The organism is Adonisia turfae CCMR0081 (genome assembly GCF_011009555.1).
Classification (GTDB): domain Bacteria; phylum Cyanobacteriota; class Cyanobacteriia; order Phormidesmidales; family Phormidesmidaceae; genus Leptothoe; species Leptothoe turfae.
Genome location: NZ_QXHD01000003.1, coordinates 585214 through 608785, shown reverse-complemented (window position 1 = coordinate 608785; position 23572 = coordinate 585214). Strand labels below are relative to the sequence as shown.

General features: G+C 46.8%; 23 protein-coding genes and 1 tRNA gene. 11 read left to right on the top strand and 13 right to left on the bottom strand.

Annotated elements, in window-relative coordinates; all coding sequences use genetic code 11:
- The first annotated feature begins 422 nt into the window (after window positions 1-422).
- Entirely contained in the window at window positions 423-1406 is a 984-nt protein-coding gene (gene cofG, locus DXZ20_RS03310; protein ID WP_163696384.1) for a 7,8-didemethyl-8-hydroxy-5-deazariboflavin synthase subunit CofG, read from the top strand.
- Between the two features lie 53 nt (window positions 1407-1459).
- Here the strand turns inward: cofG and DXZ20_RS03305 are convergent, their stop codons facing one another.
- Complete coding sequence (locus tag DXZ20_RS03305) at window positions 1460-2680, bottom strand: type IV pilus twitching motility protein PilT (RefSeq protein ID WP_163665690.1); 1221 nt, start codon at window positions 2678-2680, stop codon at window positions 1460-1462.
- Window positions 2681-2985: 305 nt separating this feature from the next.
- On the opposite strand from DXZ20_RS03305, the gene rpsB reads away from it, so the two are divergent.
- From rpsB to recG, 4 genes are all read left to right on the top strand, one after another.
- On the top strand, window positions 2986-3831 hold the full coding sequence (rpsB, locus tag DXZ20_RS03300; RefSeq protein WP_163696382.1) for a 30S ribosomal protein S2: 846 nt from the start codon (window positions 2986-2988) through the stop codon (window positions 3829-3831).
- Between the two features lie 148 nt (window positions 3832-3979).
- Complete coding sequence (gene tsf / locus DXZ20_RS03295) at window positions 3980-4750, top strand: translation elongation factor Ts (protein WP_163696380.1); 771 nt, start codon at window positions 3980-3982, stop codon at window positions 4748-4750.
- Between the two features lie 237 nt (window positions 4751-4987).
- A complete protein-coding gene (locus DXZ20_RS03290) occupies window positions 4988-6163 on the top strand; it encodes a hypothetical protein (RefSeq protein WP_163696378.1) in 1176 nt (391 codons plus the stop codon).
- Window positions 6163-8649, top strand: a complete 2487-nt coding sequence (recG, locus tag DXZ20_RS03285; RefSeq protein ID WP_163696376.1) for an ATP-dependent DNA helicase RecG — start codon at window positions 6163-6165, stop codon at window positions 8647-8649. Before DXZ20_RS03290 ends, recG begins: the two co-directional genes overlap by 1 nt.
- Before the next feature lie 89 nt (window positions 8650-8738).
- Here the strand turns inward: recG and DXZ20_RS03280 are convergent, their stop codons facing one another.
- Both DXZ20_RS03280 and DXZ20_RS03275 read right to left on the bottom strand, forming a co-directional pair.
- Window positions 8739-8948, bottom strand: coding sequence for a DUF1049 domain-containing protein (locus DXZ20_RS03280; protein ID WP_163665700.1), 210 nt, complete (start codon window positions 8946-8948; stop codon window positions 8739-8741).
- Window positions 8949-9343: 395 nt separating this feature from the next.
- Window positions 9344-10276 (bottom strand): ABC transporter ATP-binding protein, encoded by a 933-nt coding sequence (locus tag DXZ20_RS03275; protein ID WP_250565005.1) that lies wholly within the window; start codon window positions 10274-10276, stop codon window positions 9344-9346.
- A gap of 87 nt (window positions 10277-10363) precedes the next feature.
- On the opposite strand from DXZ20_RS03275, the gene DXZ20_RS03270 reads away from it, so the two are divergent.
- The 4 genes from DXZ20_RS03270 to kaiC all read left to right on the top strand — a co-directional run bounded on the left by DXZ20_RS03270 (window position 10364) and on the right by kaiC (window position 13913).
- A tRNA-Arg gene (locus DXZ20_RS03270) sits at window positions 10364-10437 on the top strand.
- Between the two features lie 348 nt (window positions 10438-10785).
- Window positions 10786-11637, top strand: a complete 852-nt coding sequence (locus DXZ20_RS03265; RefSeq protein WP_250565578.1) for a circadian clock protein KaiA — start codon at window positions 10786-10788, stop codon at window positions 11635-11637.
- A gap of 77 nt (window positions 11638-11714) precedes the next feature.
- Window positions 11715-12017 (top strand): circadian clock protein KaiB, encoded by a 303-nt coding sequence (kaiB, locus tag DXZ20_RS03260; RefSeq protein ID WP_006516811.1) that lies wholly within the window; start codon window positions 11715-11717, stop codon window positions 12015-12017.
- Window positions 12018-12356: 339 nt separating this feature from the next.
- Window positions 12357-13913 carry a circadian clock protein KaiC gene (kaiC, locus tag DXZ20_RS03255; RefSeq protein WP_163665709.1) on the top strand — a complete coding sequence of 519 codons (1557 nt, stop codon included), beginning with the start codon at window positions 12357-12359 and terminating at the stop codon, window positions 13911-13913.
- 54 nt (window positions 13914-13967) lie between these two features.
- Here kaiC and DXZ20_RS03250 read toward each other — a convergent pair whose 3' ends face one another.
- Complete coding sequence (locus DXZ20_RS03250; RefSeq protein WP_163665711.1) at window positions 13968-14714, bottom strand: hypothetical protein; 747 nt, start codon at window positions 14712-14714, stop codon at window positions 13968-13970.
- A 303-nt stretch (window positions 14715-15017) separates the two neighbouring features.
- Between DXZ20_RS03250 and DXZ20_RS03245 the strand changes: the two genes are divergently transcribed.
- Window positions 15018-15296 carry a c-type cytochrome gene (locus DXZ20_RS03245; protein WP_250565006.1) on the top strand — a complete coding sequence of 93 codons (279 nt, stop codon included), beginning with the start codon at window positions 15018-15020 and terminating at the stop codon, window positions 15294-15296.
- A gap of 21 nt (window positions 15297-15317) precedes the next feature.
- The gene (locus DXZ20_RS03240; protein WP_163665713.1) at window positions 15318-16244 is read left to right on the top strand and encodes an NAD(+) kinase; all 927 of its coding nucleotides are present in this window, start codon (window positions 15318-15320) and stop codon (window positions 16242-16244) included.
- A 109-nt stretch (window positions 16245-16353) separates the two neighbouring features.
- Here DXZ20_RS03240 and DXZ20_RS03235 read toward each other — a convergent pair whose 3' ends face one another.
- The 9 genes from DXZ20_RS03235 to DXZ20_RS03195 all read right to left on the bottom strand — a co-directional run bounded on the left by DXZ20_RS03235 (window position 16354) and on the right by DXZ20_RS03195 (window position 22812).
- On the bottom strand, window positions 16354-16842 hold the full coding sequence (locus tag DXZ20_RS03235; RefSeq protein ID WP_163665715.1) for an SH3 domain-containing protein: 489 nt from the start codon (window positions 16840-16842) through the stop codon (window positions 16354-16356).
- Between the two features lie 115 nt (window positions 16843-16957).
- Complete coding sequence (locus DXZ20_RS03230; protein WP_163665717.1) at window positions 16958-18472, bottom strand: AAA family ATPase; 1515 nt, start codon at window positions 18470-18472, stop codon at window positions 16958-16960.
- A gap of 13 nt (window positions 18473-18485) precedes the next feature.
- Complete coding sequence (locus DXZ20_RS03225; RefSeq protein WP_163665719.1) at window positions 18486-18992, bottom strand: YceD family protein; 507 nt, start codon at window positions 18990-18992, stop codon at window positions 18486-18488.
- 81 nt (window positions 18993-19073) lie between these two features.
- Window positions 19074-19595, bottom strand: coding sequence for a Jag family protein (locus DXZ20_RS03220; protein ID WP_163665721.1), 522 nt, complete (start codon window positions 19593-19595; stop codon window positions 19074-19076).
- Window positions 19596-19650: 55 nt separating this feature from the next.
- Complete coding sequence (gene yidC, locus DXZ20_RS03215) at window positions 19651-20937, bottom strand: membrane protein insertase YidC (protein ID WP_163665723.1); 1287 nt, start codon at window positions 20935-20937, stop codon at window positions 19651-19653.
- Between the two features lie 248 nt (window positions 20938-21185).
- Complete coding sequence (locus DXZ20_RS03210; RefSeq protein ID WP_006516821.1) at window positions 21186-21575, bottom strand: PH domain-containing protein; 390 nt, start codon at window positions 21573-21575, stop codon at window positions 21186-21188.
- The gene (gene rnpA, locus DXZ20_RS03205; RefSeq protein WP_006516822.1) at window positions 21565-21945 is read right to left on the bottom strand and encodes a ribonuclease P protein component; all 381 of its coding nucleotides are present in this window, start codon (window positions 21943-21945) and stop codon (window positions 21565-21567) included. The genes DXZ20_RS03210 and rnpA overlap by 11 nt, the downstream gene beginning before the upstream one ends.
- A gap of 27 nt (window positions 21946-21972) precedes the next feature.
- Window positions 21973-22110 (bottom strand): 50S ribosomal protein L34, encoded by a 138-nt coding sequence (gene rpmH / locus DXZ20_RS03200; protein ID WP_006516823.1) that lies wholly within the window; start codon window positions 22108-22110, stop codon window positions 21973-21975.
- A gap of 96 nt (window positions 22111-22206) precedes the next feature.
- A complete protein-coding gene (locus DXZ20_RS03195; protein ID WP_163696374.1) occupies window positions 22207-22812 on the bottom strand; it encodes a DUF2808 domain-containing protein in 606 nt (201 codons plus the stop codon).
- Window positions 22813-23572 lie beyond the last annotated feature (760 nt).

Here is a 23572-nt window from a genome sequence, read left to right as displayed (position 1 = left end):
AGAGGCGGTTCTCAGTGCTAGTAACCCACTCACAAAACTGATCCCACAGATTAGCGCTAGAGCGCTGCTGTAGAGTAGTTGTCATGATTTTATGAATCCTATAAATATTGTCGAGGTACGACAGTAGGCAATTAGCCCACATATACATGCTAAAAGAAATACCTATTTTTGTAAACTTTATAATCGTGAGAGAATTTTAAAAGTCGGCGTCTGAATGCCTTATTGATGGGCTTGCATATTGAAAGTCAATTCACCAAGGTCGCTGAGACAGAAGGATCTACAAACATTTCACTCCTTACGCCCCCGGTTCTAACAGAGTATGTAAGTTAGCCTGTACGGCGGGTAAGACAGTCTACTTTTAGATTCTAAGGCTTGAAGTAATTGCTCATTTTTTGTAACGATTAGCAAAGAGGATAGTCACGTTGAGCCTGACCATCACCTATAGTCCGGCATACACTCTAGTCCCGACATATGAGTGCTTCAATCAATGTAGTTACTGTAATTTTCGAGTCCAGCCAGGCTCTGATATATGGTTGAGTCTTCCTAGGGCACGGGCTATGCTCCAAGAATTAGATGCCATTGAAATATTAATTCTGAGCGGAGAAGTTCATCCCAAAAGTTCACGTCGTCGAACCTGGTTAGACCGCATATATGATCTTTGCCACTTAGCCATTGCAGAAGGATTCTTACCCCATACCAATGTCGGCCCCCTTAGCTTTGAAGAAATGAAAAGGCTCAAGCAGGTGAATGTTTCAATGGGGCTGATGCTGGAGCAGCTCACACCTACTTTGTTGGATAACGTTCACCATCATGCCCCAAGTAAACGACCAGCAGTCAGGCTAGAGCAACTAATGTGGGCAGGACAGTTGCAAATTCCCTTTACGACTGGACTTCTTTTAGGCATCGGTGAAACGGAAACAGATTGGGAAGAAACACTGGTTGCGATCTCAACCCTCCACAACCAGTACGGTCATATCCAAGAAGTTATTCTTCAACCCCATCAGCCTGGCGAACGCCAGACCCAACTCGCTCTTCCCTGTGACGACAACATGTTAATCCGTGCTGTCCATATCACTCGTCAGATTTTGCCAGAGGACATTACGATTCAGATCCCACCGAATCTAGTGCAGTCAACTCAAACGCTCTTAGCTTGCCTAAAGGCTGGAGCAAGAGATTTAGGCGGCATTGGACCACTAGATGAAGTCAACCCCACCTATCATCACAAAACTCTGTCGACACTCACAGCCCAGCTACAGACCCAAAACTACAGCTTGACGCCACGTTTGCCCGTCTACTCACAATATGACAGCTGGCTTCCTGCGAACCTTCAACAAAAAGTCCAGTCATGGCGAACACGACTGGACTCACGGAAGACTCTAAATATCCAACGAAATTGTGAAGCGTGAGCTGAACCAAAGCTACTCACATCAAATAAAGATGAATGAGTATCCTGTCGACTCTAAATCCGACCACGCAACATCTGCGCCATCTCATTTTGACGAGGTGACATCTCTAAAGCAGTCTCCTCAGTAATACGTCCCGACTCATATAGAGAGTAAAGGGATTGATTCATGGTGCACATACCATCAAAACTACATTTTGGTAGCAGAGCCTCTACCTCATCCAGCTGACCTCGCTGAATATAATCTTTAATGGCATCGGTGTTGATCAGAATTTCATGGAAAGCCGCTCGCTTACCATCGGTCGTACGACATAGCCCTTGAGCCACAACCGCCACCAAAGATTCAGCAATTGAGATGCGCACCGCACTCTGCTGTTCCGGTTCGTACATGCCTAAAATACGCTCAACCGTCTTTACCGCACTGTTGGTATGCAGGGTACCAAATACAAGGTGACCTGTTTGAGCTGCTTTCAACGCAATATCTACAGTTTCGCGATCGCGAATCTCACCAATCAGAATGACATCTGGATCTTCCCGAAGCGATGCCTTAAGAGCATTCTTAAACTCCAGCGTGTGAATCCCCACTTCTCGCTGCTTGATTAAGGACATACGACTCGCATGGACAAATTCCACCGGGTCCTCAATGGTGATAATGTTCTTCGGCATATCCGTATTGATGTAGTCAATCATCGCAGCCAGCGATGTTGACTTACCCGACCCAGTGGGACCAGTCACCAAAACCAGACCTTTGTGATAGTGGCAAATATCCTTTAAGACTACTGGCAAGCTCAGCTGATCAAGCGTGAGAATCTTCACCGGAATCAGACGCATCACCAAGGAAGGCCCACGCAGTGTATTGAATATGTTGATGCGTACACGCGTGAAGTCAAAATGAGCTGCCCCGTCAAAATCCATCGTTTGTTTAAAGTCTTGGATTTGATCGGGCTTTAGGACCTCAGATAGCCATGCGTAGAATGTGGCTTCGTCAGTAGCAGGATAGTCTGTGGTTTCAATTTCGCCCCGGTTCCGAAAACGAGGCACTTCCCCCACACCCAGATGCACATCAGAAAAACCTTTATCAAAGGCCTCACGAACGATACGCTCTAGGGTTACGCCACCGCCGACTCTGACGCCACCAGCAGACTTTGGCATTGGGGGCGGTGCCGCTGAACGTGCACCACCAGCTCTACCCATTCCCGGCGGTGGGGGTGGTGCAACCCGCTTAGGTGGAGGCGGCGGAACAGACGGCATTGAAGCAGAGCGTTGTTGATCAGTCATAAAGCACCAAAAGCCTTCAGTTAACGACGGGCAACATCAAAGCAACATGTCTGTGCCACTTTACGTTGCAGACACACTTACCCATCATCCACAGACTACCCAAAATTGCAACTTCCAATAGCAGGCAAAGAGACTGACATGATTCAAGAAGTCAGCAACTTGCTGTGTTACCCTAGTTTAGCTGTCAAAAAATTCACACACTTGGATATTTCGGGTGTTTCAGTCAAAGTCAGGTGAAGTAAAACCTACACTTAACGACTGAAATGCGCACCAGGTGGAGGTTTAACCCGAAAGGAGAGAATTAAATGCCTGTTGTAACATTGGCTCAACTGCTTGAGTCAGGGGTTCATTTTGGTCATCAGACCCGCCGTTGGAACCCTAAAATGGATCGGTATATTTTTACCGCACGTAACGGTGTACATATTATTGACCTAGTCCAGACGGCTCAGCTGCTCGATAACGCTTATTCCTTCGTACGGACTTCAGCAGAGAAAGGTCAGAAGTTTTTGTTTGTGGGCACTAAGCGCCAAGCTGCCGGAATTGTCGCTGAAGAAGCCAGACGTTGTGGGTCTTACTACATCAACCAGCGTTGGTTAGGTGGAATGCTAACCAACTGGACCACCATTAAAACACGTGTAGAGCGTCTCAAAGAGCTAGAGCGCATGCAAGAGACAGGAGCTCTAGCTCTACGCCCGAAAAAAGAAGCTGCTGTTTTGCGTCGTGAACTCGAGAAGCTTCAAAAATATCTGGGTGGTATTAAGCTGATGCGGCGTCTGCCAGACGTAGTCATCATGGTTGACATCAAGCGTGAATATAACGCAGTGCAAGAGTGTCAGAAATTAGGGATTCCAATTGTGTCACTATTGGATACCAACTGTGATCCCGATGTGGTTGATATTCCAATTCCCGGCAACGATGATGCCATTCGTTCAATCAAGTTAATTCTAGGTAGCTTAGCGAATGCCATCTATGAGGGTTCCCATGGTCAGGCACCGCAGGACAATAGTGATGAAGGCGACATTTACGCCGACTATCCAAGTGCCGAAGAAGACTATGATTATGATGCAGCCGATATTCCCAATGCTGGAGACGCTCCTACAGCAGATGAAGTACCAGCAGCACCTGCGGCAGATGAAGCAGAGAGCGAATAACACGCTGTAGGCTTTTGCATTACATATAGCAGCTGATCCCCACCATAGGTTCAGCTGTTGATGCTTTAGGCGCAGGTCTTAACATTGGCAAAAAGCTTGTTCTGTCAAAATATTTTTTCAAAGTAGAGCATTAGTGTAGGAGGAGATAATGGCAGGCATTTCTGCAAAGCAAGTAAAAGAGCTGCGCGATACTACTGGCGCAGGCATGATGGACTGTAAAAAAGCCCTCCAAGCATCGGACGGTGATCTACAGAAGGCCATTGAGTGGCTCCGTCAGAAAGGTATTACTTCAGCGGCTAAGAAGGAAGGCCGAGTTGCGGCAGAAGGTCTAGTGGAAAGTTACATCCACACCGGTGGTCGTGTGGGTGTCCTTGTGGAAATCAACTGCGAAACAGACTTCGTTGCCCGTCGGGAAGAGTTCAAAACCTTAGCACGCGACATTGCTATGCAAATAGCAGCATGTCCTAACGTCGAAGTGGTTAGAACCAGCGATATTTCTCAAGATTCCATTGACCACGAGCGGGAAATTGAAATGGGTCGCGAGGATCTTGCTAAGAAGCCTGAAAACATCCGCGCCAAGATCGTAGATGGTCGTATTGAAAAGCGTCTCAAAGAACAATCTTTATTAGACCAGCCCTTCATTAAGGATCAAAACATCACTATTGAAGAGTTGATCAAACAGTTAGTGGCAACTCTAGGTGAAAATATCCAGGTTCGCCGTTTCTCACGATTCACTCTAGGTGAAGGTATTGAGAAGAAAGAGGAAAACTTTGCAGCAGAAGTCGCTGCTCAAACAGGTCAAAAGAAAGAGGAAAAGCCTTCTGAACCAGCAGCTCCTAAGGTGGAAGCTAAAGACGAGAAGCCTACTGAAACTGCTCCTAAAACAGCAAAGAAGAAAGGCAAAAAGAAAAAGAAATAGTCCTCTTCTGTGTGGATAATTTTTTTCTAAATCGGTATGGCAAGCCCAAGTGCTTGCCTGCCTTTTTTATATCTTTCCATTGGCTAGGGGCAAGTACTTATAGCACCTCAGATGTCAGTATTTATGAATTAGGCAAATGACTCTGAAATATTAGAACATTTGTCATAGCGCCTATACTGGGATTTACGGCATTGTAATGCCGTTCTACATCACGTTTTTTGTCTAATATCTGCGCTAATGGGTAACGCAAGTGGTCATATTGAACAGCAGCTTTCCAAGCTTCAGACGCAAACTGCTGATATTGCCACTGAGCTTGAAGGCTTAATCGATAAATATTTACAAGTTTTAAGTCAGGCAAGCAAACGCCAGCTAATATTAGCGGCTTATCATATTTGTACGCAGGTTTATCCTGAGAGTTTTTTAGAACTGAGCTTGTCCCAACGTGATCGTTTACAGCACAAGCTGCGCGAGTTGGGCAATCGCATTCACACTCACCTACAGGACAAATGGGCTACAGCAAAGCGCCTGAGCTTACAACCAGCAGAGGAAGATGGCCTCGCCGTCATTCGGCAATTATTTTTAGAAGCAGCTTCTGCCAGAGAGCAATCAGAATCAACGCCTAAAACCAGCCCCTCAGCAGCTGATACAGTTGAGGACCAAGAACATCACACACACCCTGGCAAGTCACCCCAAACACAGCGATCTCAAGAAAAACTCTTAGCCGATATTCGTTCACTCATGGATAGTGAGCGTTTAGAGGAGTCACAGCCAGAAACCGAACCGTCAGGACCACTACAACCTGCACAGATCATGCGGCGGCAAATTTTAATTGAGAAAGCTATTCGAGATGTGCTCAAGGCAGTCTCCGAGAAGGCAAATGAGCTTTTGCGAACAGCAAATGTAATGCCAGAGATCCCCCATGCATTGTTAGCGGCGACGTCAGAGTCAGAACGTCTAGGCCATATCCCTATGAAAACACCTAATTTGGTCAGACTATCGATCAAGATCCTGCACGAACCCGAGAAAAGTAGATTTTCAAAGAGTGATGGCGAGCCTGACGAAGGTGAAGATCATAAGCTCGATGAGCAGTGGGCTGACGCTGAGATTGCCGCCGCTATTATTACTGGCGAAGACACATCAGACCAAGATTCAGATGGGGACGAAAATCGTTCTGAAGCATCTATATCGATGCCTCAATTTCTCCAGTTAGAGTCGCTGCCCGATTTTGTCATGATTCATTTACGGCTCTCGGAAATTGAATTTGCGGAGACGAACGTCGCACTTTGGCGAAGCCATATTCGGAAGAAAATGGCGCATCTGAAACGTGTTGGCCATGCCTATAAGGATGCTGAACGACAGCTTGCGATCGCACAAGCCGAAGACGCCTGGAGAGCTAGCTGGACCAACGACTAATGGCTGATCAGACCGACTGGATCCGTCTGCAAAAGGCACTGAGTGTCGAAGCTGAAGCGGGGTTCAATGACCTGCAAGGCCATCAAAAACGATTTAGCGAATTTTTGCGAGATAGCTTACGCAAGGTCCCCAGCAGTCTGCCTGCCATTGACCAAGAACGCTGGCGTAATCTCTCGGAAGACTTCGATAAATATAGCGCCCTCAGCTTTGCCCAACGGCAGCATCTGGTGGCCAACACTCGACGGTTTTTACAGCAGAGTCGTCAACTATTAGAAAAGCCCAGCCCTAAGGCTAGTGAAGCGGTCGGTCGTCCATCCTCAAGATCCAACCAACGCCCTAAAACCAAATCCTTAATTACTCAGACACCGAGCTTACCTCGCTCAGGCCATCCCCTAGATCAGCCCATCACTTATCTCAAAGGCATCGGCCCCAAGAATAGCGAACGACTCGCAAAGTTAGGGCTGTATACCGTCCGGGATGTGCTCTATTACTATCCTCGCGACCATCTAGACTATGCCCGCCAGGTCAAAATTCGAGATCTTAAAGCGGGTGACACCGTGACGATTGTGGGCACCGTGCGGCGTTGCAATTGCTTCAATAGTCCTCGCAATGCAAAACTGACGATTTTTGAACTCAGTCTCTACGACGGCACTGGCACCCTCAAACTCAATCGATTCTTGGCCGGAGCGCGCTTTCGTAACCGAGCTTGGCAAGAACGGCAAAAGCGTCTCTACCCAGTCGGCTCTACATTAGCTGCCTCGGGCTTGGTAAAAAAAGGAAAATATGGCATCACCTTAGACGATCCAGACCTGGAGGTACTCGGAGATACCCAGGAAGCCATTGACTCCGACACGGTAGGTCGCGTGGTCCCTGTATATCCCCTGACAGAAGGTGTGCCTGCCCCACTGGTCCGTAAGGCAGTGGTCGCTGCCTTGCCCGCCGCTATAGAAATTCGAGAGCCGTTTCCCACTGCGCTGCGGGAGCAACATGGTTTGATTCAACTAACGGTGGCAATTGCGCACATTCACTTTCCACCCGATAGTGAGGCTCTGGCAATTGCCCGCCGCCGTCTGGTGTTTGATGAATTCTTCTATTTGCAATTAGGTCTGCTGTCCCGTCGCAAACAGCAACAGGCTCACACTCAAATTCACATGGCCCCTACTGGTGAGCTGATCGATCAGTTCTATCGGGTACTGCCCTTTAGCCTGACAGAGGCTCAAGCTCGGGTAGTGCAGGAAATTCTGGTGGACTTGCAGCAGTCCACACCGATGAATCGACTAGTGCAGGGAGATGTGGGCTCCGGGAAAACCGTAGTGGCAGTGGTGGCAATCCTCGCAACCATTCAGGCCGGATATCAGGCAGCCCTGATGGCCCCCACAGAAGTGTTAGCAGAGCAGCACTACCGCAAGTTAGTGGAATGGTTTAACCTATTGCACTTACCCGTGGAACTGCTAACTGGTTCCACCAAAACCGCCAAGCGCCGGGAAATTCATTCCCAACTCGAAACGGGAGAACTCCCCATCCTGGTAGGAACCCATGCCTTGATCGAAGATCCTGTGAAATTTAGTCGTTTAGGTCTCGTCACCATCGATGAGCAACATCGGTTTGGGGTAGCTCAGCGGGCTAAGCTCCAGCAAAAAGGTGATAATCCCCACGTGCTCACCCTCACGGCTACGCCTATACCGCGAACTCTAGCCCTGACATTGCATGGAGATCTGGACGTTAGCCAAATTGACGAACTCCCGCCCGGGCGTAAGCCCATTCAAACCACATTATTAGCTGGTCGAGATCGCAACCATGCCTACGATCTCATGCGACGTGAGATCACCCAAAGCCGACAAATTTACATCGTGCTACCCCTGGTTGATGAATCTGAAAAGCTGGACTTGCGTTCTGCCATCGAAGAACATCAGCGTCTGAGCGAGGTTGTTTTTCCTGAGTTCAACGTCGGTCTGCTCCATGGGCGCATGAGCTCTGCTGATAAAGATGCGGCCATTACAAAATTTCGCGATCGCCATACCCAGATCTTGGTGTCCACCACAGTGGTAGAAGTTGGGGTGGATGTGCCCAACGCCAGTGTCATGCTCATTGAACATGCTGAGCGCTTTGGTCTCTCACAACTGCATCAGCTACGGGGACGTGTAGGACGCGGGGCTGACCAATCCTATTGCCTATTGATGAGCAGTAGTAAAAGCGAAATGGCTTTGCAGCGACTGCGGGTTCTAGAACAGTCGCAAGATGGGTTCTTCATTGCTGAGATGGATCTGCGATTCCGGGGTCCTGGTGAGGTGTTAGGCACCCGTCAATCAGGACTGCCTGACTTTGCTTTGGCTAGCCTGGTGAATGATCAAGAGGTTTTGGAGCTAGCCCGGACAGCAGCAGAGCAGCTCATCCAGCAAGACTCGACTTTGGAGCAGTGGCCGTTAATTAAAAAAGAGTTGAACCGTCGTTATACAAAGTTGATGGGCGGAGCGATCTTTACATAGTTCTGAGTCTTGAACTTTATGAGTGTTATAACTGCTCAATTAGCAATGGATTGGGACCAACAACTCACAATTTACACCTGACAATTTCCCTACCGGCGTTTGCTTGAAAACACGGTGAGTAAACCCGCTGTGCCGACCAGGCCAGCTGCCAGACCAATCCCTAACCACAAGCCAAACGGTAGGGCCACTGAACGAAACGCCAAAAATTGTAGGGAAATCGGGGTGGCGTTCTGTACCGACAGGATTGCGATCGCAATTACTAAAAACGCTGGAATCACCACAAGCAGAAATTTAACCATACGTTTGTTGGACAATCATGCCAACGCTACAGAGCAAACCCAACGCTATATTAACCGGGTTAGCCAGCGCTTTAAAGTAGTTCACCCTCTGCCCTGGTATGGAGGCTGAACTACTAATAAATAGAAGACGGGCCTCAACATTACGCTGAGGCCCGTCCTGCAATAAATAGGTCTGTATAAAGGAAACTGCTAAAAAGTCAGTCAGAATAGAAGTTAAATTTAAGCTGCAAACGCAGTAGTCATAAGCGTTCTCTCGAACTAAATATAGACTACCCCAGTCCCCTAAGCATGCCCATGAACACCTGGTGAACTTCAATAAACCTACTTTGAAGAAAGGGTTTAATCAGACTATTCACAAGGGTTTAGGGTATTTACGATAGACAGAGTACGTATCTTCAGACTGAACGGGTCACTTCTAAGTAAATATGCTCTAAGGTGACTGGGCTGCGGGCAATGGAATCTATCGGAATGCCATCAAATTTGGCAATTAGCTCTCTGAGTTCTAATCGCTCAGGTATCCAAAACGCCAGGTGAGTGTCATAGCGGCGCATTGTAAATCCATGGTTGGCGGCTTGGGCAATGGCGGCCTCTTCATCTGCCGTCTGTAGAATCACCACCTCCTCAGCTGGAATATGGCTTCGCAGTTCCGGGAGACTCCCTTGAGCCAGTAAGCAACCCTGCTTAAGAAAACCGATGCGATCGCACAGTCGTTCTGCTTCATCAAGTAGATGAGTAGTTAGCAGCACCGTTACCCCCTGTTGCTTAAGCTGCCGAATTAAATCCCAGACCTCGTAGCGCGCTTCAATATCTAATCCGGTGGTAGGTTCATCAAGGACCACTAACTTTGGCTGATGCACAATGGCAATGGCTAAACTCAACCGTCGCTGCATACCACCGCTTAAGGAACCAACAACGCTGTTAACCCGATCTTGAAGATTGACAGCGGTCAAGCAGGTTTGGATACGTTGCGATCGCGCTGTAGATTCCAGGCCATAGATTTTGGCAAAGAATGCCAGGTTCTCCCCACAGGTAAGACTTTGGTACAGCAGGTTTTGCTGCGGCATAATCCCCAAATATGGCTTGGTTGATTCAGCAGCAGGCTGCCCAGCAATCAACACCTGTCCGTGATCGGGTCGTAATAAACCACTGAGCAAATTAATGGTTGTGGTTTTTCCAGCTCCATTAGGCCCTAACAGACCATACACTTCACCTGACTCCAACCTCAGGGTCAAAGCCGATAGTGCCTGACGCTGACCAAAAGCTTTTGATAAATTCTGAATATCCAGCACGCAGCACGCATCTTGCACACCCCCATGAGCGTATGCCATCAACACGTTTAACGTAAAGGCAAAGACAGATACGAACACAAGTGCTAATATTAAGCACGGTTCCTGGATAAACTAAGCTAGAAACGAGGGCATGTAGCTCAGCTGGATAGAGCACCAGATTCCGGTTCTGGCGGTCGGGGGTTCGAATCCCTCCATGCTCGTTGATTATGCAGTGCTCAGATCACAATAACAATGGAACACTTGTCCGTAATTATTCTTCTGAGGCAATATGTCTCCCCTAAGCGCCCTTAAGTACAGACATCTGAGGACGCCAAAAATAACTCCCAGATAAAAATACTTAAGTTTGCCATAGCTACCACTCGTAGCCTATATGCTTAGTTTTGATAAAAAGTACCTATTAAATTTTCCTTTGACTGCAAACTTTTGTACTCATTGGCTACTCATCTCCCAATTCGCATAAAAATATAAAATATCGTCTCCATAGATAAACAATAAGCTGTTAAATAGTGCAATAAATCAATTAACATTGCGTAACATTCATCTCAATTTTGGCTGCACGCTTCCTGGTTGGAATTTATACGGCTCAGGCCTCTATGGCGGAGTCTCTCAAGAAAACGCTCACCCACAGTCCTTTTGCTATTAGTTGGAGCCAGACGCACACAGAGTTTGTGCAGTGGACCATCAGTAATCGTCATCGGATTGATTGTTTGGTTGTCCAACCTAATCAAGATGGTTGGGATTTACTACATGAGCTGTGGGAGCGTGATATTTTGCTGCCTACTTTAGTGATCTCAGCACAGGATGCTTTAGAGCAACGCACCCAGTATCACGATGCTGTTATCCAGATCAGTCCAGGTCAATTAGATACCATTGAAGACCAGGTTCACAAAGCCATCAGCCAATTTTTAAAACTGCCAGCCAACTCTAGCACTGTCGTTGATAATGAAGGTTCTCCAACAGAAAACCGGGATAATCGCATATTTCTGTTGAGCCTTCAGCAGCAGCGACTGACTGAAAAACTCCAAGAACGCTTAGGCTATTTGGGTGTGTATTACAAGCGTAATTCTCAAAATTTTGTACGCAACATGACCGTGGAGGAGCGTCATGAGTTTTTAGATCAATTGCGTCAAGACTATCGTCAAATCATCCTGAGTTATTTTTCATCGGATGACAAAAGCCTAAATCAACGTATTGATGACTACGTTAACTTAGCGTTCTTTGCTGACGTATCCATTTCTAAGGTTGTCGAAATCCATATGGAACTGATGGACAATTTTTCAAAGCAGCTCCACATGGAAGGACGTAGTGAGGAAATTTTATTGGACTATCGCTTAACCCTAATTGATGTGCTGGCCCATCTATGTGAAATGTACCGTCGCTCTATTCCACGTGAATCATAGAATCTGATTTACGCACGTCCCAATTTTATTTATGGACTCTTGTACTCCACATCTGCCACACATTCGGGAACCCTTCAATGGCCTATAAAAAGACCTACATATTAAAACTCTACGTTGCTGGCAATACCCCAAACTCTACTCGGGCACTCAAAATGCTCAACACGATCTTGGAAGAAGAGTTTCAGGGCGTTTATGCATTAAAGGTCATTGATGTCTTACAAAATCCACAGCTCGCTGAAGAAGACAAAATATTAGCGACTCCAACCTTGGCAAAAATCCTACCGCCTCCTGTTCGTAAAATCATTGGCGACCTGTCTGACCGTGAGCGCGTCCTGATCGGTCTAGACTTGCTTTATGATGAGCTCAGGGAGGATGATTAGCCTATTTTACCAAAGTAACTTATCAGTCTTAAAGTAATGTTTCGATTTTTGAGAAGCGTTGCTTATGCATTCCAGACTGGAATGTGGCAAAGGATAGAAGTGTAATGCACCAATTGGGCAACGCTCATAACACAAGCTCCTTTGCATACAGTTCACAAGCATGAAATATAGAGTTTTTGGCAATATATGCCAGTACGCACGATGTTCTTGGAGCAGAATCATCTATAGTGCTTGCTCTTGATAACTTAACCTGTTGAAATATTAGTAATGTTCTTTTCTCCCACTGTATTTTTTTACAGGCCAACTCACTATTTTTTTAACAGGTCAATTTACTAAGTTATGACTCAGTCTTCTCAAGGTGAAATCCCCTCGAATAATACCTTGGCGGGCGTAAGAAAAATTCGCACCATGATGGAAGGCTTTGATGACATCAGTCATGGTGGTCTGCCTGCCGGGCGTTCGACCCTCGTCAGTGGAACTTCAGGTACTGGTAAAACCTTGATTGCCGTACAGTTTCTATATAACGGCATCACAGATTTTGATGAACCCGGTGTATTTGTCACCTTCGAAGAGTCACCTGCCGACATCATTCAAAATGCTTGCAGCTTTGGCTGGGATCTACAGAAGCTCATTGATGATGGCAAGCTATTCATTCTGGATGCATCCCCCGATCCCGAAGGTCAAGAAATCGTAGGTAATTTCGACCTCTCAGCATTAATTGAGCGGATTCAATACGCTATTCGTAAGTACAAGGCACGACGGGTATCCATCGACTCGGTTACAGCCGTTTTTCAGCAATACGATGCAGCTGGTGTAGTCCGGCGTGAAATTTTTCGATTAGTTGCGCGTCTTAAACAAATGGGCGTGACGACTCTAATGTCAACAGAGCGCGTGGACGAGTATGGTCCCGTTGCCCGCTTTGGAGTCGAGGAATTTGTGTCAGATAACGTCGTTATTGTTCGCAATGTCCTCGAAGGGGAGCGTCGTCGCCGTACCATCGAAATTCTCAAGCTGCGGGGCACGACCCATATGAAAGGGGAATACCCTTTCACCATTACCCAAAACGGTATCAATATCTTTCCGTTGGGGGCAATGCGCCTGACTCAACGTTCATCGAATGTACGGGTCTCCTCTGGAGTCAAAGCCCTGGATGAAATGTGTGGCGGTGGATTCTTTAAGGACTCAATTATCTTGGCCACCGGGGCAACAGGGACAGGTAAAACGTTGCTGGTTAGTAAGTTCATTGAAAATGGCTGTCAGGCAAAAGAGCGTTCCATTCTTTTTGCCTACGAAGAATCTCGCGCACAGCTATCTAGAAATGCTTACTCCTGGGGCATTGACTTTGAGGAGTTAGAGCGCGCGGGACTACTCAAAATCATCTGCGCATATCCCGAATCTGCTGGACTCGAAGACCACTTGCAGATTATTAAGTCTGAGATTGCACAGTTTAAGCCCTCACGTATTGCCATCGATTCTCTGTCAGCTTTGGATCGCGGAGTCAGCAATAATTCGTTCCGTCAGTTTGTCATTGGTGTAACGGGTTATGCAAAACAGGAAGAAATCACTGGTTTCTTTACAAACACTACGGAGCAGTTTATGGGCTCCCATTCCATTACTGACTCGCATATTTCCACTATCACAGACACCATCTTAATGCTGCAATATGTGGAAATACGTGGTCAAATGTCTCGGGCATTGAATGTATTCAAGATGCGGGGATCTTGGCATGACAAGGCTATCCGTGAATACACCATCAGTGCCAATGGCCCGGAAATCAAGGACTCCTTCCGTAACCTAGAGCGCATTATCAGCGGTTCACCCACTCGGGTTTCTGTGGACGAGAAGAGTGAGCTATCACGCATTATGAAAGGTGTACGGCCCAGTGATTCAGACTAGAACCCAAAAATCAATGATTTTGAATCCTGGTGATCTCGTTGCTGGTCATAGTCATTAGGATTTAATTCCTGTGATCACCAGCTGCTCATCTAGAATTTCAATGGTTTCTAAAATGACCCCTTGTTGATCGAGCAATCCATTAAGGCGTTGCTCGATTTCGCTGGTAGAAAACCCCATCTGCTCAGCAACATCCGCCAGGGGCAGGGTAAACTGGCCTATTTTGAAGCTAAGGTCCTGATTCAGAGTAATTTTGCCGTCTTGTATTTGAGGACGGGCAACAATCCCAATGTAAATATCGCGATTGGTTAGCATAGGCACAGCACTGGTCAACTGATCCAGACTGGTCTGTAGCTCGGTAGACAATGCTTCTCGTGGCAGTTCTGACAAATTCAGCACCGCACCCGTTTCAATGAATTCGCCCTGGAGAGTTGTCTGCAACAATTGGGCATTCGCTAAAAGTTGAGCCGCCACAGGTTGACTGAGAATAGCATCGTTGACTAGCTGCGTCAGCTGAGGCTCATCTAGAGTCAGGCTAATTTCACCATTTTTGTTAGATATGTGAGACAGTTGCTGACGCATTGATGGCTGATGGGCAGTTACACCTGATGATTTACGGCGTATTACCGACTCAGAATACTGAGTCGCAGCTATATCAGTCTCTGGTGTGGATGGTGTTACTGGTGCTGCTGTTGGATTATTGTGGGGTGACACATTCGTCACACTGTACCATCCATAGGCAAAGCTGCCGCCAGCAACTGCCGATACCACCATTAGGCTCATCAATAGTGCTGCTTTTCTCATAACACGGCAAACTTGTAACCTACACTCAAATCATCCACAGTTTAGCGCCTCTGTCAGCGGAGAAAACTGATCTTAAGTTGTACCAGGCTCATTTTCCTAAGGTCGTAAACCATTACCATAGGAAGCGAATTGCTCGCCCCTTTGATTTTAATGTCGGCTTCTGTCTTTAGCTCCATATTCAGTTCAACATTCTCATGTTTACTCACGCCTTGGCGCTTATATCTAACCAGGCTTAAACGTCTCATGCCTGGTTATTTGGCTTGCTGCTTACTTGCCGCCAGCCTATGGTTTAGCACTTCAGCCATGGCGTGGGCAGACACAATAGACTCCAGAAAATTATTTGAGACTCACTGTGCCGGATGTCATCCCAATGGAGCTAATATCATTCGCCGAGGCAAAAACTTAAAGCAACGGGCTTTAAAACGTCATGGTTATGAGTCTATGGATGCGATCGCAACCCTGATTACCAATGGCAAAGGCCTGATGAGCGCCTATAGCGATCAGCTCAGCAAAGATGAAATCACTAGCCTAGCGAACTACGTCTTGGAACAAGCTGCCGTCAACTGGAAATCAGTCAAGTAACTCCTCATCCCCTCCACTACCGTGCAGCTCAACCAAGTCATCATTGTTCACAAAGCAGGTAATCAGCAAAGTAAAAGCTGGGCCGAGAAATGTGCCCAGCTCTTAGAAAAACGTGGTGCCAGTGTACTGCTTGGCCCCAGCGGCCCCAAAGATAATCCCTATCCTGTTTTTTTAGCCTCTGCCCAGCAGCCCATTGACTTAGCAATTGTGCTGGGTGGTGATGGTACAGCCCTTGCGGCAGCACGCCACTTAGCACCCGAAAAAATCCCAATTTTGGCCGTCAACATTGGTGGCCACTTAGGCTTTCTAACAGAATCATCAGATGAAATTGATGATTTCGAAAAGATTCTTGATCGGCTACAGAACGATCGTTATGCAGTGCAACAGCGTATGATGCTCCGCGCCTGCATCCACGAAGGGAATCGCAGTAATCGTGAACCCCTCAGCGAGGTATATTGGGCCCTCAATGAAATGTGTGTCAAGCCCGCTTCACCTGACCGCATGATTACCTCAATTTTAGAAATGGAAATTGATGGAGAGGTGGTTGACCAATACCAAGGAGACGGCCTTTTAATCAGCACACCTACTGGTACAACAGGCTATACAGTTGCCGCGAATGGACCCATTGTGCATCCTGGGATGGATGCCATTGTGGTCACCCCGATTTGTCCCCTGAGTTTATCCAGTCGTCCGGTGGTGATCCCATCTGGCAGTGTTGTTAGTGTTTGGCCCCTTGTCGATCCTGCCATGACCACCAAACTGTGGATGGATGGCGTCATGGCTACTTCTATTTGGCCAGGGCAACGGGTAGATATTTGGATGGCGGAACACATGGCAAAATTTGTGCTGTTGCGGCAGAACCAGTCTTATTATCAAACGTTGAGAAGCAAGCTCCAGTGGGCCGGAGCACGGATAAATTACACCAATAACCATCGGCATTCAGGGTAATCACGATAAGCGCCCGATAGAGAGGGGCATCCACAAGGGAGTGCCCCTACAGGATTGTCTATTGTTAATCGGGGTTACTGAATTTGGATTTGATATAAAACTAGTCAAACTAAAGTTTTTGAGTATTCCCTTGGCCCTTAATCCAACCCTCAACACCGCTACCAGTGCGAACTTTAAACCAGCGGCCAGACTCTTCTAAAACCTCGACAGTTTCGTCATAGTCGATGCCATCAATCGTTTCATAATCCACACCTGCACCCGCACGCACCAACAAACCGGTCCCGTAGGTAACGACAACCTTATAGAGTGCTTTGGCTTCATTAGCGGGGGTCGGAGCTGTTGTTGGCTGAGGCTCAGAAGGTTGTTCGACAGCAGCCTGAGGCGCAGGTTCCGTATTGGTATCGCTCGCCTGTTGAGGCTGCGCTGGCAACTCATTTTCGTAAACCGGACGCTCTGGCAAGCTGGAAAGTTGGGTCAAGAAATAGCGGGCGGTCGCAACTCCAGCAAGAGAGATAACGAATAGCGCGATCGCGACTCCGCCAATAAACTTGAGCAGACTCACCAAAAACGCCTGGATATTAAATCGGTTGGACGCCATAGCTACTGTAGACAATCAGGGACACTCACAGAATGTCCTACGGTTATACCCTATTTTCTGTAGAAAGTTATCTCTTATTCAGATATCTGACACTAAGACCTTTTCTGATGAGGCTCTAACCGTCCAAATCCTTCATGCGATCGCTCAACATAGACTGCCGCGACGCCAGTCTAGCTTTACCTGATGCAGCCCAAGCTTGCAGAGCATCTACCTGGTCTTTAGCGGTACGGGCTAACGGCACTAACTGACTAGCCGCTTCCAGAATGTCATCTACGGTAAAATCACGATTTTGACTAAAGCCAATATGCATCGCTTCAATAATGGCTTGCTCAATTTCCGCTCCAGAAAAGTCAGGAGTTTCGTAAGCAAGGCGACGGGTATCGTAACTTTTCACATTATGGGGACGCAGCCGACTTAGATGCACATTGAAAATGGCATCTCGCTCAGCCTGACTCGGCAAACCCACAAAAAAGATTTCATCAAATCGGCCACGTCGTAATAGTTCTGGCGGTAACGCACCAATATTATTAGCTGTCGCTACCACAAACACCGGAGATGTTTTCTCGGATAGCCAGGTAATAAAGGTGCCAAAAACACGGCTTGTAGTGCCAGAATCACCACGACCCTCAAATCCAGCAAATGCTTTATCAATCTCATCGATCCAAAGCACACAAGGAGCCAACGCCTCTGCCAGCTGAATCATTTGCCGGGTACGAGACTCTGATTCGCCCACAAGACCAGCAAATAAACGCCCTACATCCAAACGCAACAAAGGCAGATGCCAATGATGGGCAATTGCCTTTGCTGTCAGAGATTTACCTGTCCCCTGAATGCCCACTAGCATCAATCCCCTGGGATGAGGCAACCCATACTGCCTTGCTCGCTCAGAGAATGAACCACCGCGCTTAATTAGCCAGTCTTTCAGATTATCCAAACCACCAATATCAGAAATTTTTTCGGTAGCAGGATAGAAGTCCAAAATCTGCGTCTGGCGAATCGTTTGACGCTTTTCTTCCAGAATTAAATCAATATCATCAGGGCTAAAGGCCCCATTGGCCGCTATCCCCCGTGCTAATACCCGACGAATGCGCTCCATTGACAGCCCCTGACAAGAACGCACGAGAGCATCTAATGCTTTAGGCCCCGGCAAACTTCCCATAGCCCCTAGCAAGGACTCTATTTCCCTACGAATTTCATCAACCGTAGGGAGTGGAAACTCCAAAACCGTCAGTAGCTCACTTAACTCATCCGGAATAGTCAACTGAGCTGACAGAATAATTATATTTTTAGGCTGAGCCTTTAGTATCCGCGCCAGGTTCCGCAGCTTTCGTGAGATAGCAATATCGTCTAGAAAACGATGAAAATCACGAAGGACTAATATAGCTGGAGCAGAAGACGATAACTTGTCAGCAAACTCTAAGGCTTGGAGTGGATTTCGACGACCAACCCCTTCATCATTGGGATTACCTCGATAGCCATCAACAAAATCCCACACATAAACAGCTCGATTACCCGTAGTAGCAGCAACCTTAGCAATCGACTCTTCAGCCCGCTCCTCTTCTCGGGTGGGAACGTACACCAACGGGTAGCGGGCTCGAATAAGTAGTCCTAACTCATCGTTAAATGCCATAAAAACTGGGTGACTAATCAGAAAGTTGTTGCTTCAAAGCAGATAAAGCTGCCCAGCGTTGATCTGTTTCAGCTGAAGCATCGTCGCTACTGGCCACCGGATTGGGAATTCCCTCACAACTTTGGTCACAGAGCTGCCGCTGAGGCATGGCTAAACATAACTGCTCATAGAGCCACTTAGCGGGCTCAAAATGGCCTTGGGGCGGCAAGGTTTCCACTAAATCGTCCAAGCTAACTTCTACCTCTTCGGCATAGGATTCAGGCTGCAGCTCCTGTAGCCAAATAAACTCTGAAGTATCAACCTGGATGCGTGCATTATAGTTTTGCAAACAACGGTGACATGTCAACGTAGCAATGGTCTCAGCCTGGGCTGAGACCTCTAAAAAATTGCCACGATGCTGAATTTGTATGCGCCCCTTAACCGGCGTTAGAGTTTCTAGATCGCTGAGATAGTCATCGACCTCTATTATCCGAGTCTTGCTCGGATCTTTAATCAAATGGGGAATATATATCCGTTGCATGGGCCGCTATCTAATCACTTTGAAGGGCCAAGAAAGAATCAATTAGTCCAAGGCTCAGGTGCAGCAAGATACCCTCAAGACCTACTCATCCTCTGCATTGGCAAAGTCAGCATTCGACAAAGCACGAACCACCAACCGACGGTCAGGTTCTCGGCCACGGCTAAAGGTTTCCAAGCCACCATGGGCCTTTAAGAACGTATGAACTTGCCTACGTTCAGCAGACGATAAATCAGAAACTTCATGCTCACCACCACTGGACAGCACATCTTCTGCGGCCCTTTCTGCAATTGACTTAAGTTCATCACGACGCTGCTGACGGTAGCCATGCAGCTCAATCGTATAAGACTGCTGATTGTCAGCGTCTTGCCCAATATTCAGCACTGTATTTGCTAAATACTGAATCGCATCTAGAACACGACCTCGATCTCCTACAAGGCCGTCAATTTGAGCCTGGGTCAAAGAGGAATCATCGATAGTGAGCCAGAAGCTACTATCCCCTAGAGCATCGTCTATATGCTCACCAGTTACATCCGTCTTAACGCCTTGATGATCTAGCAATTGCGATAGCCATTGGATACCGCCTTTATCTTGCTGTTCGCCCATAAATCACTCACACCCGCTTCAGCGAATTTTATGCCAACCACAAGTGTACCTTTAGCTATCGGTTAGAGACCTTTTTTTTAGAACTACCACCAGATTTCTTATTCCCTTTAGAGCGGGAAGATGTGGCCTTGTTGGTGGACTTATTGTTCTTGGCAGATGTTTTACTAGTTGACTTAGACCGAGCAGAACTAGACTTGCCCTTATCTGCCGCTTTCTTTGCTCCAGGCTCAAATGCTAGTGGCCCACGATCAGCACTTGCTGTCTTAACTTCCTCGGCATCAACTAAAGCCTGAATATTATCAGGTAGGGGCTCTCTAGACAGGATAAATGATTGAGCTGTCTGGAAAACATTCGCCAGTACCATGTAGAGCAATACACCTGCGGGCAGGGGGAAGAACAAGAACATACCCGAGAATAATACAGGTGTCAGCTTAGTAATAGTCTCTTGCTGAGGATTATCACTGGAAGACTGACCGGACAAAAGCTGGTTGACATAAAGGCTTACACCAAAGAACAAAATCATGCCGAGAATGTCCCAGTGGATTTCCCCTTCGTCACCGAGGGCACCAATACGCCCTAGCTCTTTGATAAACAAGAAACCTTTATTGGCAGCCAACCCTTTGACTTTTGCCTGAATAGTGACGTCACCCAGAGCTAGCGCCGTAATTTGGCCATTTTCATCAACCTTGACCAGGTCTTGCCCCTTAGTGACCTCCCAAATGGGAGTAAAGACAGCTGGATTTTCGGCATACTTGTCAGCTAACTGACTCACAGACTCACCTTCAGGGGTCTGTAAACGAATCACGGCACTATCGCCAACACCAATACGGTTACCACCGGGCAGAACTGGAGCGATGGAGAAATGCTTACCGTCGGCAATATAAAGGTTAGATTGCTTGGCGGAAAATGCTTGGGGCTGAACTTGCTCGATCGAATCTTGAGGAAGGATTTGGAGATTTACAGGATAGGTAATATCAGCAAACGGTGATCCTCGAAGTGTTGCAAATAATGCAAACAAAATAGGCATCTGCAAGACCACTGGAAAGCAGCCTGCCAATGGATTACCAAATTCCTTGTAAACCCCGCCCATCTCCTCTTGGAGCTTGGCAGGATCGTCTTTGTAGCGCTCTTGGATTTCCTTGACCTTTTTCTGCATAAGAGGCTGGGTAATCTTCATGCGCCTCATATTGCGAATCGATCCGGCATTAAGCGGATAGAGCGCAAAGCGAATAAGAAGAGTCAAAGCCACAATGGCTAAACCGTAGCTGGGCACAATCCCATAGAAAAAATCTAGGATTGGCAGCATTATATTGTTCGTTAGAAATCCAATACCGAAATCCATGCGCGCTTACCGAGCAAATTGCATACCGAACTCTAATGTATCTGAATATTGCAGGCGTTAGGTCGATCCGCTGCAAAAAGGGTTAGTTATTTCACCCACACAAAACTATTTGAGACGGTGTTTGACCTATAAATTGACGGTTATCCCTACTTGGGGTCAGGGCAGAAAGTTATGAGCCTGTAGTTTTTATTTATGGATTTACCAGAGAAAAACTGTTATGAGCTTAAAACGTTACCCAGGAAGTTTCTCTAAGTGGGCAAACCACTAGCTTTTCTAGCTTTAGCAGAAATATGTTCAGTGATTTTGTCGTAGAGATCGCGAAAATTAGGCAGAGACCGCAACTCTAAGCGACTACCATCCTTGAGTTGCACCGCCATATCACCCCAAAGTCCCAAACCGCGAGGCACAACGGCCACACGAGTTACTTCTGAATAAATCAAATCAGTTCGGTTACGTCCCATCCAGCCCCCTGTAACCGAAATGCGACGATTGGTGATGCGATAGCGAACCCACAGAGCACGAATAATGGAGCCAACTGTAAGGGGAATGAAGACCAATGTCAGCGCCAGCACGCAGTGCAAAATTAAATCACCAATGTGGGGGCCGCCCTCGTAATACACTTCCTCTTTAATTGCCATGCAGCACCTCTAGCTCTACCAATAGATTCTCTAATTCTCGCAAAAAATCGTAATATTGGCAGATTGTTGCAGCAGATCTGACATTGATCACAACCCACCAAGTTCCTTCGACCCTGGGCAGCAGGAGCCTTAGAGCCGAATGAATTTGTCGTTTGATGCGGTTACGTACAACGGCTCGCTTATGTACTTTTCGACTAATGGACACTCCAAAACAGATGCCCGTTGAAAGCTCATCAAGTGAGCTTTCAACGGGCAAAGGATTTTTAAGGGCTTTAATGGCTAGACAATGACCGCTAGCTCGACGCCCTTGACGATAAACCTTAGAAAAAGAACGCGAAGCTCGCAGTCGATGTTGCTTAGGTAACGCCACAGATGCGATCGCACTCAGCTAGCCAGTCTAAACGGCCAGACGAGCACGCCCTTTCTTACGACGTGCCTGAATAACTCGACGGCCATTAGTTGTCCGCATGCGAGTACGAAAACCAGAAACGCGCTTACGCTTGCGAGATGTACCGCCGAGGGTGCGCTTAGTCATGGCGATTGCTCCTAAGTCTGCTCAAACAAAATACTACTTGCGCCATTCAGCGCGGCTTCTGATAGTAACACGTTAGAACCAACCCTGAAAAGCAATCTAGTCTTGATAAGCGATCAACATTTCCCAGGTACCAATATAGGTGGCCAGATCATTACCCCGAGGAATTACCTGCAGATTGACACGTTGCATCAACGCACGGTTAGGATTGCGAACCTTTTCAAAATCGATTACGAAAGACGTATTAGCAGGAATATCCTCAGCAAGGTAAATCTCAATTTTGTCTAGATCGTCAGACAAATCATTGGCTCCACTGAAAACACGATCGTCCCAGAGCACCTCATCAACCGCAATTTCCTCACCAACGTCATCAATGCGACCATATCGGACTTTAATTCTATCTAAATCAATACGACCTCTATGGCGAGAAAATGCCTCCGGGACGGTCACAACCAATGCAGAAACAGCAGAATCAATTTTATCGCCCTTCACCTCTAACCGGTAACTAGCACGAGTATTACGGCGAGTATTATTATTCAGACTATAGTTAAGGCGATAGCGTGACTCAACACCACCAATGATATTAAGTCCATCGGAGTCGTAAATATCTTGCTGGGCCAAGGTAGGCACATTCACCCCTACTACAGCAGCTGCCGACATCGCTAAGCCGACTAAGCCCAAGCGGATTAACTGTTTCAGTGCCATTTTTCAACTCCTCAAGCTCACATTATTAAAGCAGAACTGACCTAGAACTATCATGCAGATGAGCCCAATGCTTCAAGACAAGGGACGGTTTGCATGATTGGTCCCGTTAGCCAGAACAGATGCAGATGTTACAGCAAGCATGCTTAGCCATCATCCCCATTCAGCGAGAACGCTTGAAAAGCTGCTGCCACTTCAATCAAGATCTCAAGATCTGTAAATTTACGGAACGCAATTTTTCTTAAGATTAGCATACTAATTAAATTCAAATTCGTGGGTAGTTCACTACAAATAAACGAGAAATAGAACAAATCACTGGCTGCCCACAATCTTTTTCAAGTCGCAAAAAGTCATCATTCTCGACTCCACTAGAACGCCAACCAACTAGCAAACACTTCATCAAAGATTATTTATGTTGGATTTCTGTCAAAAAAGATAAATCTTCATGACGAACTCCACACTTTTCAATACTTAAGTTGACACAATCAAAGCAAGGCCAATTTACACCTTGAGGCTTAACAGTTAGTTTCTCAAGGGCTTAATAATTATTTCTGGAGCCTTGGATAAGGGTTCATCAACTATTGTCAAAGTGTTTAGTGCATTGAAACAGGCAATATTATCTGCTTCAGTTCGACTAGATAGAAGACCTTTAAACCTCTTTTAGAAGAGTCTTAAAATCATTCAGCTTGTGCATTGAAATGGCGTTTCATGCGTCAGAGTAATTGTCCATTTTTAAGTTAAGTAAAACCACTAAATCTAAAGT

Coding starts and splice junctions, on each gene's coding strand:
- DXZ20_RS03305 (WP_163665690.1), bottom strand. CDS start 2,680: ATGACTGATCAACAACGCTCTGCTTCAATGCCGTCTGTTCCGCCGCCT.
- rpsB (WP_163696382.1), top strand. CDS start 2,986: ATGCCTGTTGTAACATTGGCTCAACTGCTTGAGTCAGGGGTTCATTTT.
- tsf (WP_163696380.1), top strand. CDS start 3,980: ATGGCAGGCATTTCTGCAAAGCAAGTAAAAGAGCTGCGCGATACTACT.
- DXZ20_RS03290 (WP_163696378.1), top strand. CDS start 4,988: ATGGGTAACGCAAGTGGTCATATTGAACAGCAGCTTTCCAAGCTTCAG.
- recG (WP_163696376.1), top strand. CDS start 6,163: ATGGCTGATCAGACCGACTGGATCCGTCTGCAAAAGGCACTGAGTGTC.
- DXZ20_RS03280 (WP_163665700.1), bottom strand. CDS start 8,948: ATGGTTAAATTTCTGCTTGTGGTGATTCCAGCGTTTTTAGTAATTGCG.
- DXZ20_RS03275 (WP_250565005.1), bottom strand. CDS start 10,276: ATGGCATACGCTCATGGGGGTGTGCAAGATGCGTGCTGCGTGCTGGAT.
- kaiB (WP_006516811.1), top strand. CDS start 11,715: ATGGCCTATAAAAAGACCTACATATTAAAACTCTACGTTGCTGGCAAT.
- kaiC (WP_163665709.1), top strand. CDS start 12,357: ATGACTCAGTCTTCTCAAGGTGAAATCCCCTCGAATAATACCTTGGCG.
- DXZ20_RS03250 (WP_163665711.1), bottom strand. CDS start 14,714: ATGAGAAAAGCAGCACTATTGATGAGCCTAATGGTGGTATCGGCAGTT.
- DXZ20_RS03245 (WP_250565006.1), top strand. CDS start 15,018: ATGGCGTGGGCAGACACAATAGACTCCAGAAAATTATTTGAGACTCAC.
- DXZ20_RS03235 (WP_163665715.1), bottom strand. CDS start 16,842: ATGGCGTCCAACCGATTTAATATCCAGGCGTTTTTGGTGAGTCTGCTC.
- DXZ20_RS03230 (WP_163665717.1), bottom strand. CDS start 18,472: ATGGCATTTAACGATGAGTTAGGACTACTTATTCGAGCCCGCTACCCG.
- DXZ20_RS03225 (WP_163665719.1), bottom strand. CDS start 18,992: ATGCAACGGATATATATTCCCCATTTGATTAAAGATCCGAGCAAGACT.
- DXZ20_RS03220 (WP_163665721.1), bottom strand. CDS start 19,595: ATGGGCGAACAGCAAGATAAAGGCGGTATCCAATGGCTATCGCAATTG.
- yidC (WP_163665723.1), bottom strand. CDS start 20,937: ATGGATTTCGGTATTGGATTTCTAACGAACAATATAATGCTGCCAATC.
- DXZ20_RS03210 (WP_006516821.1), bottom strand. CDS start 21,575: ATGGCAATTAAAGAGGAAGTGTATTACGAGGGCGGCCCCCACATTGGT.
- rpmH (WP_006516823.1), bottom strand. CDS start 22,110: ATGACTAAGCGCACCCTCGGCGGTACATCTCGCAAGCGTAAGCGCGTT.
- DXZ20_RS03195 (WP_163696374.1), bottom strand. CDS start 22,812: ATGGCACTGAAACAGTTAATCCGCTTGGGCTTAGTCGGCTTAGCGATG.